Below are 13,533 nucleotides of genomic sequence, written 5' to 3'. Positions count from 1 at the left end.
TTATGGATTAAATTGCCCAATCTCCATTACGGAAGATAGCTACAATCGAGCCATCTTGTTTAATTCCATCAATATTCATCTTGTCAGACCCAATCATGAAGTCGACATGAACAATCGAAGTATTCATACCATTTTTTAATAATTCCTCTTGACTCATTTTCGTACCACCTTGAATCGTTGTAGGGTAAGCTGCGCCGATTGCTAAGTGATTGGAAGCATTCTCGTCATAAAGAGTTGTAAAGAAGGTAATACCAGATTGAGAAATAGGGGATGGGTCTGGTACTAATGCGATTTCACCCAAACCAGTTCCTCCTTCGTTGTCAAAAACCAATTTCTTAATGGTTTCATCGCCTTTTTCAGCAGAAATATCAACAATTTTTCCATCCTTAAAGTGCACTTCAATGCCTTCAATTAGTGTACCAGCATAGCTTAGTGGTTTTGTGCTGCGTACCACACCGTCCATACGATGAGTATCGGGAGCAGTATAGACTTCTTCTGTAGGCATGTTGGCAATAAATTCTTCACCTTTTGGATTTGCACCTTCTGCACTACACCATAAATGGTTTTTCGGTAAGCCTAACGTTAAATCCGTACCGGGTGCTGTATAATGCAACGCATCAAATTGAATTTCATTTAAGAACGCTGCTTTTTCATTTAAGGTTTTTTTATGTTCATCCCATGCAGCAACCGGGTCATCAGAATACACACGACAAGTTTTGAAGATTTGATCCCATAGGGCATCAACTTGTTCTTCGGAAGTTTTCAATTCAGGGAAGACTTTTGCCGCCCAGCCAGCACCAGCTGCAGCAGCAACGGTCCATTTCAAATCGTTATTTTGGGTTGCAATCCGTTGGGCACTAAAAGCTTTTCCAGCTTTATTTTGGAAACCTGCAATTTTAGCAGGATCGACTTCATTTAGTAAGCCGGGATCGCTTGAAACGATAGAAAGACGGCTCACATGATGATTTAACACATGATCTTCAGATTCTTGAATTTCATATTCAGGAATGTCGGTCAATACTTCTAAAGGTTGATGTATGTAATTTAATTTCGTGATTTCGTCATCTGCCCATTTTACAATTACTTTTTCTGCACCTAATGCATATGCTTCTTTCGTAACTAAACGAGCTAGAGGAGCTTGATCAACGGTAATGGTCATCTTTACCCAATCACCAGGTTGGACATTAATTCCTTTCGCGACTAATAGTCGTGCATATTTTTGTAAATTCTCTTCAAAGTTTGGTAATACCATGATTTACCTCCAAAAAATTATTTGCAAAAATTATATTAACATAGTTAAAAGAAAATTTCCGCAATTAGGTACGGAATATCACACTGATTATTTCTATTATATATATAAACCGAATATTTTATGTAACTATGGAAAAAGATAGATTGATAGGAATGGGTATTCATGATAGATTGAAGGTAAATTTAGTAAAAGAGTATTGATATTGGAGGTTATTATATGGAAATTCTCGAACTACAAGGTCGGAATGACCTTTTTGAAAAAGCAGTTCAAGTTTTTTGGAAAGAATGGGGCAGCGCGACTAATTACAAGTTTTACGAAGATTGTATGTTACAGTCAACCACAACTTCTTCAGATCTTCCAAGATTCTATGTAGCAATAGAAGAGGGGAATATTATCGGTACATATGCTTTATTGAGAAATGATATTAATAGTCGTCAGGATCTATGCCCATGGCTTGCGTGCCTGTATGTGGAGGAAAAACACAGGAGGAAAGAAATAGGTTTTAGTCTCCTTCAACATGGTTTAACTGAGGCTGCGAGAAAAGGCTATAAAACACTTTATCTTACATCAGACCTTGAAGGCTATTATGAGAAATACGGCTGGAGAAATAACGGAGTAGCATATGGTGTAGGCGGAGGAGATATCAAAATATACGAAAAAAATACTAGTTTACTATAAACTTAATGGCCTGGATGAAAATCCAGTCTTTCGTTTTTTTCGGATACTTGTCTTGTTTAAAGGTAGTATCTTGTTTGTCTATAGCTGTCTTATTGTATGAAAAAAATTTTCCGCAATTAGGTGCTGCAATGGCATTTTCCAAATACATATTAATAAAAAATTTATTATTTATCTAAATAAAAAACTACCTAGGAAAGGTAGTTTAGTTATTTGTAAAAGAATTAGTTAAGCTGGGATATTATTGCATGTTATTTCCCTCTTGGATACAAATGGTGCCATTGCTGCCAAGTCCCGTGAGGATGTTGATGGTGCCATTGTGGCCAAGGTACAAAATGATGTTGTGGATAATAATGGTGCTGTGGTCCATGTGGATGGTGCTGCTGCCAAGGAGGATTAGGATATTGGTGATGCCACTGCTGCCAAGTACCGTGAGGATGCTGATGTTGCCATTGCTGCCAAGGTACATAGGAATGTGATTGTCCGAGGTGCATTAATTTCACCTTCTTTTGAAATTTAGTCTCTATAGCTTATTCACTTTCGTTATTCATGAGCTTGTCTCTACTAAATCTAGGCATTTAAAGGTATGTAAATCCAAAGAGGAGACCTCTAATTATGAAGGTCTCCTCTTTGTTTTTAATTAGTTTTTACAAAAAAAATAAAATTAAAAATGTAGGAGAATGCCAGCTTCTATCATATTGAACCAGTTAATGACATATTGATTATCCTTCGGTTGGATTACACCCATGGTAACGAAATTCCAGAATATTTCGGAATCATCAGTTTACGGACTATGTTAAAATAAATACAGAAGAAAAGCACAGTTGGAGAGAAGAGGTGCGCTAGCTGGTTTGGACACATGCTGGTTTTATCCTAGGATGAAACCGAATAATACAGAAATTGATCCAACCTACCAAATACAAAAACTAGATGAGCTAAAGAGAATAGTAAATGTAAAAGATAAAATGGGTGTTTTTTAATTGCGCAAAAAGGTGTGATACGTATGGAATTAAATTATCAAATCATTTCAGATGATGAGATTGAATTGTGTAGAGAATTATGCAATGAACTCATGATCTTTCAAAAATCTAAGGCATTTATAACACCAGAGTTATTTGACAATATGAATTTTGACACTCGAATGGTTCCTTCTATTAAAAATGCTTTACATAATTACATTGTGATCGTTAAAGATGGTGAGAGACCTGTCGCATACGTCTATTCCAATATCTCACCAAAAGAAGCTTATTCAACTGATTTTGCTGCATTTTTTGACCTGTCGTCTGTTCGTAATAAGAATGTAGGCTGCCTTTCTCAATTTTATATAAAAGAAGAGTATCGTCAGTATGGGATTGGTTCGAAGCTCTTTAACATGTCTATGAACTGGCTGAAGGAATTCGAGGATATTGAGGATTATTTCATCTTTGTCTCAAATGGTAACATCAACGCTTTGGAATTTTATAAACATAAAGGATTTTCAGTTAGTCATGATATATTAGATGGTTTTATTACCGTCTTACGTTCAAAATAAAAAACCAAATACAAAAGGACCGTCAATTTATTTGACGGTTTTTTAATTAGATTTCTGTTATCCGAGAGCAAAATCCATTATCCGAGTGTATTCACCGTTATCAAAGAGTAAAACCAGTTATTAAAGTAAATAATAGTAATGATTTCTATTGAACAACGTTATCAAATGGAAATTTTTATCAATAAATTAGTGCAAAACACTATTAAGTAAGTACTAACTTATTTTATACTATTGAAGTGATGTAATCATACATAGGAGGGTAACATGGAGGTATCTTTATTATTAGAGTATGGCTGGGTATTACTTATATTAATTCTATTAGAAGGTTTATTATCTGCTGATAATGCGTTAGTACTTGCTATAATGGCTAAGCATTTACCAGAAGAACAGCAAAAAAAGGCGATCAATATTGGTTTGTTATTAGCTTTTATCTTTAGGATTGGTGCAATCTTTATTATTTCATTTTTGTTCCATGTTTGGTGGATTCAAGCAATTGGGGCTGCATACCTAATTTTCATCGCTCTCAAACATTTATTGAAAAAGGATCATGGCGGAAAAGAGAAGGCAGGGAAAAGCTATCGAGCGACAGTTGCGCAAATCGCATTAGCCGATATTGCCTTCGCTGTTGACTCTATTTTAGCAGCCGTTGCTCTTGTTATTGCCCTCCCTGATACACCAATGGGCGAAATAGGTGGGATGGATGGCGCACAATTTATTGTTATCATAATAGGTGCCATTGCCGGATTAATCGTTATCCGATTTGCAGCAGGATTCTTTGTGAAAGTATTAACTGAGCGCCCAAGTTTAGAAACCGCGGCAATGTTACTCGTAGGTTGGGTTGGGGTAAAGCTATTGATGCATACTCTTGCTCACCCAGCATTGCATATCATTCCACATGACTTTGTCGAAGGACCCATTTGGAATACCATCTTCTGGTCAGTCATGCTTCTTATCGCAATAGGTGGATGGTTCCTTTCAGGGAAGAGAAAATCAGAACCAACCACTTAAGCAAAACATACAGAAAACAATAAAAATGGCTTGGGAAACATTTTCGATTTAAGCTAAAAGATATAAAAACCAAACAACCATATTCCCGTTATGTCAGGGGGATATGGTTGTTTTATTTGGTTGGCTTGATGAAAAAGACGATGACACTTTTGTCTAAATCAAAATCCCAATCAACTAAGATATCAAGGATTTTACTGATATAGCTGCTTAACTCGGCTGATTGTTTATGTCCTTGTGGTTCCAATGAAAAATCTCCCTTCACAAGTTAGGTATTTATATCCTATGCTTTCCTAATAACTTGGAAATAATTAGCATGGTTTGTTTATCACAATAAAAATATAATTAAAGTAGGTGAAGGGACAGAAAGCCATTCGCTTTGAGGAGTAGGATATGTTTTCAAGCATGGGTAACAAAGTTTTAATAGACACATATTTTAATGCAGTAAAGCTTAAGTTAGATGAAGATTTTATTATTTTACTACAAGAAGAAATAAGTCGCAGAGGTTTAGAAATAGAAAAGGTAGAGAGAATGAATCAATCATAGCTTTATACTGAAAATTTTTTAAATCTTCTCACGAATTAAAAACGCTTTCATGTAATAAGAACAGCGAATGGTTTTTTGCTCTTCACTTTTTTGATTCATTTAACCTAAATAATCAGACTACTCAAAATAATTAACTATTTGAAAAGCTAGGCTGTCCTAGCTTTTTTTCTTTTAGTATTATGAGAATTCCCTTATATATCCAATTAAATCATTGTATAATTCTATTTAATAAGAAAATCGGAAATTAGGTATGGTAGGAATAGAATTGGAGTGCTGGAATTGCTGAAAATACGTAACGTATCTATGAATGATTTATCTGATCTTGTAATTATTGAACAACTTTGCTTTCCAATAGAAGAGGCTGCGACAGAAAGGGCTTTTATTTACCGGATTCAAATGATTCCGGATAGTTTTTTCGTGGCGGTAGAAGAAGGTGTGGTAATTGGTTTAGTCAACGGACCAGTTATTGAAAATGAATTTATTACAGATGATTTATTTTCGAATATTAAGAAGAACCCTGCTGTTGGCGGACATCAAACTGTTTTAGGAGTGGCAGTGACACCTCATTTTCAAACACGTGGGGTGGCAACTGCGCTACTTACACACCTTGAAAATGAAGCAAAATCAAAACAACGTGAAAGTATTACACTTACGTGTAAAGAAGAGTTAATCGAATTCTACGAAAATTTAGGATACCGCAATAGGGGTATATCTAGATCAGAGCATGCGGGTGTAACTTGGTATAACATGAGTAAAAATTTACTTTAAACTAGTTTTGTTCCAGAATGTAGGAGTTACCTACAGGTAGAAAAAGTAAGGAGAGATATGCATGTACGAATTACAAACAAAAGAAACCGACAATAGTGTCATTGAGTTTATTGAACAAGTGGATAGTCCTAAAAAACGGGAGGATGCTTATAGATTATTGGATATTTTCGCAGAGACTAGTGGATTTGAGGCAAAGATGTGGGGACCAAGCATTATTGGCTTTGGGGCGTATCATTACAAATATGCAACTGGCCACGAAGGAGATGCACCACTAGTTGGCTTTTCTCCGAGAAAAGCAAAAATCAGTTTGTATTTCGCACCAGGAGAAAAGAAGCGGGAAGAATTATTAAAGGTGTTTGGTAAACACACAACAGGAAAAGCGTGTGTGTATATAAATAAAGTAGCAGATATTAATGAAGATGTCTTAAAAGAAATGATTAATGAATCTATTACTTTTTTGACGGAAATGTATCCAAATAAATAATTCTTAGGAGTCCCTTAATTGTAAATAGGGGACTCCTTTTATTATCAAGTAAGTAATTAATTCATTTGCTTTTTAAGGAAGCAAACCAAATATCCCTAAAAGCGACAGGACAATTTCAAATAAAATGAGAATCACAATAATCCATTCAACGAATAGCCCGCGTATCGAATGACTGATTGTTGAAAAACCATCCATAATGTTATATAGTATTTCGGTTTTGCTTTTCAAAATTTTATAACGGTCATTTAATTCAAAAAACTCGAGCATTCTGTCATAAAATTCACTGGCAGAATTGCTTGTCCAAGTAATGTCAGGCTTATCCAGAATCATAATGTAGGCAAGGGTGTTATATTCATGACGGATGATTTTTGCTGTCGTTCTTGCTAGCTCTTTGTTGCCGATTCTTAGCTTACCCTTTTCCAGCCGATCAATCATCGTTTCAAGTTTATCGTTAATTTGTCCCAACTGTTCCTCCGTTTTTTCCAATGCTACTGACTTTGCTAGCACGGTGGAAATCAATTCGGGGTAGTAACTTTCATATTCCGGTACGACTACATATTCATCCGTTAACCCGATACTTTCGGTTTCTTTTAGATGAAGACTGTAATCATCGCTGTATCTTCCTGCGTTTTTGACATCAATGTCCGACTCAAAGGAGTGGAGGTAGTTCAAAAAAGCGTTTATCTCAAGTGGCGAAGAGTAATTAATGAAGACAATGCTGCCAAAGGAAAAAACAAGTACCATTTGGGTTTCACCTACATCTTTTTGGAAAATTGATTTTAATATTTTTCCTTTTAAAATTAAAGGCTCCTCCCAGGTGAATTTCTTCGGTATCCCGCAATGAACAGCGATTTTATTCAAATCTATTTCGTTTGTAATCGCAAAGGCTTTAAAGGTTAAATCTCTCATATTCACCACTCTTTTCATTATTATTTTCCTTTACTAGTATATGAACTGCACACTGAATTTAATGAAGGATATATGTAAACAATGGAGAAATAATAAATTAGCACTAATAAAATTTAATAGGAATAAGGAGAGTTAGTATGATGAATCCATCATTTGTCTACGTTACGTACATAGCGACATCACCGGAAAAGCTTTGGGAAGCTTTAACAACCAGTGAGTACACAGAAAAATACTTCTTTGGAACCAGTATACATTCGGATTGGCAGGAAGGGTCAGAAGTTAGCTATTCTCGGAATGGGCAGGTTTCCGATTATGGAAAAATTCTAAAATGTGAGCCGTTTAGTGAACTTTCATTTACATGGATTTATGTGGGAGATGGAGTCAAAGATAAGCAGCCTTCACGGGTCACGTTCGAATTACAACCAATGAACGCCACAGTAAAATTAAAACTCAAACATGAAAATCTCCAGCCTGGTGATTGGGTGGAGAGTGATGATACGTTTGAAGGTTTGAACAATGGATGGCCAGCCATCCTAAGCAATTTGAAAAGTTTACTTGAAACTGGAAAAACTCTTCCTGCAATTTCAATTTAGGAATGTAATACTTTCTCCGTTTTGTTAAATAATAAAACAAAAAGGAGTGATGATTATGGACAATGAAAGGGATTATGTCGCAGCTGATTTATCGTCAAATTTAGTAAGTGAAATTAAATCACTAGAAGAAAAACTGAGAGAACAAGCGAATAAAGAAGTTGTGGTTATCGCATACGAAAAGGGTAAAGCTTAATATAAAAAGAGAGACCTACATCTCTCTTTCTTTGTGTCCGTTCATCCTCGTCTTCATCGACAAGTCATTGTCGTATATAAGCACCAATTCATGAAAACGAGCAATTTCTACATAACAAAAAAAGCCGTCATAAACGGCTTCGATTCATTATTTTGCAAATACATGATTACCAATTGTCTTCACTACTTCACGAGTGGTAATCCATGTATCGGTTGCGATTTCTGGATTATAAAAATAAATGCTATCATTTAATCGATCCTGTCTTGTTAGCGCTTCTTCTACTGCTTTAATTGCTTCGTCTGATGCTGGCTTATTGATTTCTCCATTTTGAACAGGTGAAAAGGCATAAGCTTTTCCCACTACTTCGTTGATAACTCCGGTAATTGAATTTGGAAATTCAGGTGAATCAACACGATTCAATACCACTGTCGCAACGGCTACTTTGCCTTCATAACTTTCACCCTTGGCTTCCGCTTCTACTAATCTCGCAAATAAGTCTTTTTCAACATTAGAAATGGAAACAGCTGGCGCCGCTACTTCTTTTTCTGGCGTTTCTATAACAGGTTCCGCTGATTGTGGTTCTGAAATAGGTGTTTCTTCCACAGTCGGTTCTGTGGCTTCTTGTGCTAAGACTTCCGGTTTATATGGAATGTATTCTTTTTCATCATTGTAACTGTTCATCTCAGAAAGGCTGTCTACTTTTACAACCTCATAATGAGTAATCGCCTCAACCGTAGTATTGTGTAATCCTATAAAAGCAAATGTAGCTACACAAGCTACCGCAACCTTTTTCATATAAGTGTTTTTCATGTGTGCTACCTCCTGGTGTTTTGTATGCTATAACACTAACATGGCCAAGCAGGTGTTATACAGAACGAGCAGGTTACATTTCTTTATAGTTTGATGAACAAAATTACAGCTTAGATGGAAATATGACATTATTCCTATAGAACTGTCATAATCAAGCCAAATTTTACGGAATCGAGGAATTATTTGGATAGATAAATAGGGGGGAAAACCAATTTTTGGGCTAAAATTGAATTATTACCACTATATAATATTTCGGAAATGAAAATAAATCTACATTGTGATACGATATCCCTATTAACTATATCAATACATATTGGAGATGGAGTCATGCTAATTTGGAAGCGTAATTTGTGGGTGCTTTGGATTGGAGTGTTCTTCTGCTCAGCAAGCTTTTCCATGGTTATCCCATTTTTGCCTATTTTCCTACTTCAAATTGGTGTGCATGAACACACGGAAATATGGTCGGGATTGTTGTTTAGTGCCGCTTTTTTTGCTGGAGCGATCGCTTCACCGTTCTGGGGGAGAGTGGCAGATAAATATGGAAGAAAACCGATGTTAATTCGGGCAGGATTTGCCCTTTTTCTTGTCTATACCTTAACGGCTTTTGTTACGAATCCGTATCAACTGTTAGGATTACGAATTATGCAGGGATTGTTAAGTGGGTTCATACCTGGAGCAATCGCGTTAATTGGAACCAATACTCCAAGCAAAAAAGTAGGATACGCTTTATCCATGATTTCCTCTGCTTCCGCATCAGGTGGAATCATCGGTCCGCTTCTAGGAGGGGGGATTGCTTCGTTGGTGGGAAATCGCGTGGCATTTGGAAGTGCAGGAGTGTTCTCATTAATTTCAACACTTCTGGTAATATTTTTTGTAATAGAGGAAAATTTCTCTCCTAGTAAAGAGAAAGGATCCATTCGGAATGATTTTAGAACAGCGCTTTCGAACCGTCCGTTGATGATGGTCCTTGCTTTAACCAGTCTGACTTCTGCTTCCATCATGACCATTGAACCGGTACTGCCATTATATATAGTAGATCTGGGTGGTTCCACGCAGCATGCAGCGTTACTTGCAGGGATTGTTTTCTCGCTTCCTGGAATTGCAAGTGTCATTTTTGCACCATTGTGGGGGAGATGGGCGGATAAAGTTGGTTTTCAAAAAGTATTAGTCATCGGGTTATTGGGTGGCGGTATTGGAACCATCGCTCAAATTATTTTCAGCAATATTTGGGGATTCTCTTTAACACGCTTCATTTTTGGAATCTTTTTCTGTGCGGTATTCCCTGCATTGAATGGTCTAGTGGTAAGGTCAACGCCACAAGACTTCCGCGGTCGAGCGTTTGGATTACACCAAACCTCCAATCAAATAGGCGGGATGATTGGTCCGATAATTGGTGGAATCCTTGGAGGTATATTCCCGGTTGAAACTGTGTTTGTTGTAACAGGTATCTTACTTCTAGCCGGAACAGGTATGGCTTATTGGAATGCAAATGAGTTAAATCGCGGGTTAAAAACGAAAAGTACTTAAAAGGGATAAAAATAGTATGTAAGAATCCCAACCACTATTCCAGTTAAAGCGCCAAAAAAGACTTCTGTTGGCTGATGCCCTAATAATTCTTTTAATTTTTCTCTAGACTCCGGTTTTTTTAAATTGGGGTCTTTTAGAGTTTCAATCAGACTGTTAAAGTCTGCGAGTAGCGTGTTCAGTATTTCTGCATGATAACCAGCATGTCGTCTAACCCCCATCGCATCGTGCAGGACAATCGCAGAAACGACAATACAAATGGCAAACTCATTTGATTTAAAACCTTCCATTAAGCCAATAACGGTAGTCAATGAGATAATCATTGCAGTATGTGAACTTGGCATGCCGCCCGTGCTAAACATTAAACTCCATTTTATTTCCCTTGTTGCAAAAAAATGAATGGGCACCTTAACGAATTGCGCAATCAACATTCCTAAAAGAGCAGCCAAAATAGGACCTGATAAAAACATACTAACCACCTCCTATGATGTGTTTGTATTTATCATATCAAAAAGCAGGCCGAATTATCAGGTGGAATGAAAAAAGAAATGAAATGTAAAAAGGTCACTCTAGGTAATCTGAAGTGACCTTTTAATGTGTTTTTCTTTAAATTGCAAGTACTTTTTCTAGCTTTTCCTGATCAAATCCTAAAACGACCTCTGAACCATTCTCATCCTCAATAACCGTTGCTGGTGTTGCTGAAGCACCTAATTCAACAATTTCATCTAGATATTTAGGATTTTCCCTGATATTTCTTTCCTCAAATTCAATTCCATTATCTTTTAACCATAGTTTTTCAGCTGTACATGGTCCGCAGCCTTCTTGGGTGTATAGGACTACTTTACGCACTTACATCCCTCCTTTATTCAACCTAGTGTTATCATAATACATTATGATTAAAAAAATCTCTTCTCACGCCTGTAAGAAATAAAATCTTCATATAGCAATATGATAGCGCTCGCTAGCTTACTGCTAATGCATGGAAAATAGCTGAATTCCTCAATTCTTTTATATATACCTATTTAAAAAGTAAAGAATCATATAATTATTTACCCAACATACATTTACAATAGGAAGACAAGCAGTAGTGGGAGGTAAATCATTGTAAAGGAGATAGACACAAGGAGATGGAGTTCTTAAAAGAAATCATTGCAAATTATGGGTCATTTTTATCATTAGACGCCTTGGGAGAAGTATTAACAGATCCTGCTAGTTGGGGAGTAATTGGTACTTTAGTAATTCTAGAAGGGTTATTATCGGCTGATAATGCGTTAGTTCTTGCAGTTTTGGTAAAGCACCTGCCGGAAGAACAACGAAGAAAAGCTCTCTTCTTCGGGATTATTGGGGCTTATCTTTTCCGTGTTGTGGCTATTGGAATAGGTGTTACATTAATTAATATTGGTTGGATCAAAATCGTTGGCGGTCACTATCTTCTTTGGCTTGTCCTTCAATATTTCATTAGCAAGAGGGACGGGGAGGAAGAGGTTCAAACCAAAAAAGTAGGTTTTTGGAGCACGGTTTTAACCGTAGAGCTGATGGATATTGCATTTAGTATCGATAGTGTCATTGCAGCATTTGGTGTATCAAATCAAGTGTGGGTGCTGTTTTTGGGCGGCATCTTAGGTATCTTAATGATGCGTGGAGTTGCCCAATTATTCTTAGCCCTGATTGAAAGAATACCTGAGTTTGAAACGACCGCATTTGTCTTAATCGGAATTATTGGATTGAGAATGATTTCGGCAGCCTTCGGGTTCCAGATGGATGAAGTCATATTTTTTAGTATAATAATCGGAATCTTCCTTGGAACATTCCTTGTACATTTTTTAAAGGATAAGCTGGCAACAAAATAAACTCATAGAGACCTATATGGGTCTCTTTTTAAACGAATGAGTTTTCTACCTTATAAAAATAAGTTAAAATTAATAAGCTATTATTTATTCGTTCTAGGGGGAAGTATCATGCGTGAAGAGGGATACATAGAAGTTACCGGCGGAAGAGTATGGTATCAAAAATTCAATAAAAATACAACAGGGACTCCGGTCATTATTTTGCATGGAGGTCCAGGTTCTTCAAGTTATTCTTTAGAAGGTTTACAGGCACTTCAAGAAGAGAGACCCGTTATTTTATATGATCAATTAGGCTGCGGCAGATCGGATCGTCCAAGTGACACCTCACTGTGGCAACTTGATCGATTTGTTGAAGAACTTGGTCAAGTGAGAGAAGCTTTAAACTTGGATGAAGTTCATATTTTAGGTCATTCTTGGGGAACAACCCTAGCGGCAGCATATTGTTTAACTAAACCGAGTGGTGTAAAAAGTGTTATTTTTTCAAGTCCATGTTTAAGTGCACCTCGTTGGGAAAAGGACCAGATTGAGAATTTAAAAACATTACCAATTGAAATTCAAGAGACGATTAAACGATGTGAAGAAAACGGAACGACTGATTCAGAGGAATTTAAAGCAGCCATTCAAGAGTTTAACACCCGATTTGTTTGCAGAGTAGAGTCAGAACCAGATCCAGAATGGGTTAAAAAAGGATCAGGATATCGGAATCCTGAGATTTACAATATTATGTGGGGTCCATCTGAATTTAGCGTTAAAGGAAATCTAAAATCATTTGATTGTACTTCACGTTTGAATGAAATTAGCTGCCCCACTTTATTTACATGTGGAAGATATGATGAGGCTACACCAGAATCAACAGAATACTTTAGCAGCCTAGTACCAAATGGAAAATTTCATGTTTTCGAGAACAGTGCCCATATGGCATATTTTGAAGAACATGATGAGTTTTTACGAGTTGCAGGAAATTTTTTTAGTTAATCGATCTTGATTAATCTCATAATAAAATCCACCAATATCTCTAGGGTGGATTTTTTTAATTCAATATCTAATTTACTAACAATTACTCCTTCATTTCATCCTGTTCTATAGCTTCAACATCATGTCCTACAGCTTCGACATCCTCAACTTCTTGTGAAACATGGGAATCTTGTGCCGGAGCCTGAAATACGTCCACCTCTTGAATAATAGATGGATTATAATACACAAATTCTAATTGCTGTTTATTATCGATATTCTGTTTTTTTATCTTCTTATCCTCAACTTGGTCAGAAGATTTATCCTTCCGTCGCTTCTTTTTTTTATCCTGCTTGTCCTCATCATGGGTTCCCGAAGATTTATCCTTTCGGTGATTCTTTTTATGCGTTTTTTTAGGTGACATTTCTTTTACACTCCTTAATTA

At 36.5% G+C, this 13,533-nt stretch carries 19 protein-coding genes; 12 read left to right on the top strand and 7 right to left on the bottom strand.

Annotation, left to right across the window (positions count from 1 at the left end; all coding sequences use genetic code 11):
* Window positions 1-7: 7 nt before the first annotated feature.
* Window positions 8-1,252, bottom strand: coding sequence for an aminopeptidase (locus J2Y03_RS21245; RefSeq protein WP_310197934.1), 1,245 nt, complete (start codon window positions 1,250-1,252; stop codon window positions 8-10).
* A 216-nt stretch (window positions 1,253-1,468) separates the two neighbouring features.
* Here J2Y03_RS21245 and J2Y03_RS21240 point away from each other — a divergent pair, with 216 nt between their 5' ends.
* The 4 genes from J2Y03_RS21240 (at window position 1,469) to J2Y03_RS21225 (ending at window position 4,466) form a co-directional block, all read left to right on the top strand.
* Window positions 1,469-1,930, top strand: coding sequence for a GNAT family N-acetyltransferase (locus J2Y03_RS21240; RefSeq protein ID WP_310197931.1), 462 nt, complete (start codon window positions 1,469-1,471; stop codon window positions 1,928-1,930).
* Window positions 1,931-2,189: 259 nt separating this feature from the next.
* Window positions 2,190-2,327 carry a hypothetical protein gene (locus tag J2Y03_RS21235; protein WP_310197928.1) on the top strand — a complete coding sequence of 46 codons (138 nt, stop codon included), beginning with the start codon at window positions 2,190-2,192 and terminating at the stop codon, window positions 2,325-2,327.
* 603 nt (window positions 2,328-2,930) lie between these two features.
* On the top strand, window positions 2,931-3,458 hold the full coding sequence (locus J2Y03_RS21230; RefSeq protein WP_310197925.1) for a GNAT family N-acetyltransferase: 528 nt from the start codon (window positions 2,931-2,933) through the stop codon (window positions 3,456-3,458).
* Between the two features lie 264 nt (window positions 3,459-3,722).
* Complete coding sequence (locus J2Y03_RS21225) at window positions 3,723-4,466, top strand: TerC family protein (protein WP_310197922.1); 744 nt, start codon at window positions 3,723-3,725, stop codon at window positions 4,464-4,466.
* 112 nt (window positions 4,467-4,578) lie between these two features.
* Here J2Y03_RS21225 and J2Y03_RS21220 read toward each other — a convergent pair whose 3' ends face one another.
* Window positions 4,579-4,710 (bottom strand): hypothetical protein, encoded by a 132-nt coding sequence (locus tag J2Y03_RS21220; protein ID WP_310197920.1) that lies wholly within the window; start codon window positions 4,708-4,710, stop codon window positions 4,579-4,581.
* A 146-nt stretch (window positions 4,711-4,856) separates the two neighbouring features.
* Here J2Y03_RS21220 and sda point away from each other — a divergent pair, with 146 nt between their 5' ends.
* From sda to J2Y03_RS21205, 3 genes are all read left to right on the top strand, one after another.
* Window positions 4,857-5,009, top strand: coding sequence for a sporulation histidine kinase inhibitor Sda (gene sda / locus J2Y03_RS21215; protein WP_310197916.1), 153 nt, complete (start codon window positions 4,857-4,859; stop codon window positions 5,007-5,009).
* Between the two features lie 279 nt (window positions 5,010-5,288).
* Window positions 5,289-5,777 (top strand): GNAT family N-acetyltransferase, encoded by a 489-nt coding sequence (locus J2Y03_RS21210; RefSeq protein ID WP_310197913.1) that lies wholly within the window; start codon window positions 5,289-5,291, stop codon window positions 5,775-5,777.
* A gap of 61 nt (window positions 5,778-5,838) precedes the next feature.
* The gene (locus J2Y03_RS21205) at window positions 5,839-6,261 is read left to right on the top strand and encodes a DUF1801 domain-containing protein (RefSeq protein WP_310197910.1); all 423 of its coding nucleotides are present in this window, start codon (window positions 5,839-5,841) and stop codon (window positions 6,259-6,261) included.
* Between the two features lie 72 nt (window positions 6,262-6,333).
* On the opposite strand, the gene J2Y03_RS21200 is transcribed toward J2Y03_RS21205, so the two are convergent.
* Entirely contained in the window at window positions 6,334-7,170 is an 837-nt protein-coding gene (locus tag J2Y03_RS21200; protein ID WP_396954242.1) for an RMD1 family protein, read from the bottom strand.
* A gap of 137 nt (window positions 7,171-7,307) precedes the next feature.
* On the opposite strand from J2Y03_RS21200, the gene J2Y03_RS21195 reads away from it, so the two are divergent.
* Both J2Y03_RS21195 and J2Y03_RS21190 read left to right on the top strand, forming a co-directional pair.
* Window positions 7,308-7,763, top strand: coding sequence for an SRPBCC family protein (locus tag J2Y03_RS21195; RefSeq protein WP_310197903.1), 456 nt, complete (start codon window positions 7,308-7,310; stop codon window positions 7,761-7,763).
* A gap of 55 nt (window positions 7,764-7,818) precedes the next feature.
* Window positions 7,819-7,956: a hypothetical protein gene (locus tag J2Y03_RS21190; protein ID WP_310197901.1), complete on the top strand. Its 138-nt coding sequence runs from the start codon at window positions 7,819-7,821 to the stop codon at window positions 7,954-7,956.
* A 147-nt stretch (window positions 7,957-8,103) separates the two neighbouring features.
* On the opposite strand, the gene J2Y03_RS21185 is transcribed toward J2Y03_RS21190, so the two are convergent.
* Window positions 8,104-8,766: a cell wall hydrolase gene (locus J2Y03_RS21185; RefSeq protein WP_310197897.1), complete on the bottom strand. Its 663-nt coding sequence runs from the start codon at window positions 8,764-8,766 to the stop codon at window positions 8,104-8,106.
* 327 nt (window positions 8,767-9,093) lie between these two features.
* Between J2Y03_RS21185 and J2Y03_RS21180 the strand changes: the two genes are divergently transcribed.
* Entirely contained in the window at window positions 9,094-10,293 is a 1,200-nt protein-coding gene (locus tag J2Y03_RS21180; protein WP_310197895.1) for an MFS transporter, read from the top strand.
* Here the strand turns inward: J2Y03_RS21180 and J2Y03_RS21175 are convergent.
* Both J2Y03_RS21175 and J2Y03_RS21170 read right to left on the bottom strand, forming a co-directional pair.
* Window positions 10,290-10,760, bottom strand: coding sequence for a divergent PAP2 family protein (locus J2Y03_RS21175; RefSeq protein WP_132086458.1), 471 nt, complete (start codon window positions 10,758-10,760; stop codon window positions 10,290-10,292). The genes J2Y03_RS21180 and J2Y03_RS21175 overlap by 4 nt on opposite strands.
* Before the next feature lie 136 nt (window positions 10,761-10,896).
* Complete coding sequence (locus J2Y03_RS21170) at window positions 10,897-11,139, bottom strand: glutaredoxin family protein (protein ID WP_132086460.1); 243 nt, start codon at window positions 11,137-11,139, stop codon at window positions 10,897-10,899.
* A 278-nt stretch (window positions 11,140-11,417) separates the two neighbouring features.
* Between J2Y03_RS21170 and J2Y03_RS21165 the strand changes: the two genes are divergently transcribed.
* Both J2Y03_RS21165 and J2Y03_RS21160 read left to right on the top strand, forming a co-directional pair.
* Window positions 11,418-12,140, top strand: coding sequence for a TerC family protein (locus tag J2Y03_RS21165; RefSeq protein WP_132086462.1), 723 nt, complete (start codon window positions 11,418-11,420; stop codon window positions 12,138-12,140).
* Between the two features lie 108 nt (window positions 12,141-12,248).
* Complete coding sequence (locus J2Y03_RS21160) at window positions 12,249-13,112, top strand: proline iminopeptidase-family hydrolase (RefSeq protein WP_310197888.1); 864 nt, start codon at window positions 12,249-12,251, stop codon at window positions 13,110-13,112.
* A gap of 82 nt (window positions 13,113-13,194) precedes the next feature.
* On the opposite strand, the gene J2Y03_RS21155 is transcribed toward J2Y03_RS21160, so the two are convergent.
* Window positions 13,195-13,512: a hypothetical protein gene (locus tag J2Y03_RS21155; protein WP_310197885.1), complete on the bottom strand. Its 318-nt coding sequence runs from the start codon at window positions 13,510-13,512 to the stop codon at window positions 13,195-13,197.
* Window positions 13,513-13,533: the final 21 nt, after the last annotated feature.

It is taken from the genome of Neobacillus niacini (assembly GCF_031457145.1).
Lineage (GTDB): Bacteria > Bacillota > Bacilli > Bacillales > Cytobacillaceae > Neobacillus > Neobacillus niacini_J.
This window is presented reverse-complemented; position numbering and strand designations above follow the sequence as displayed.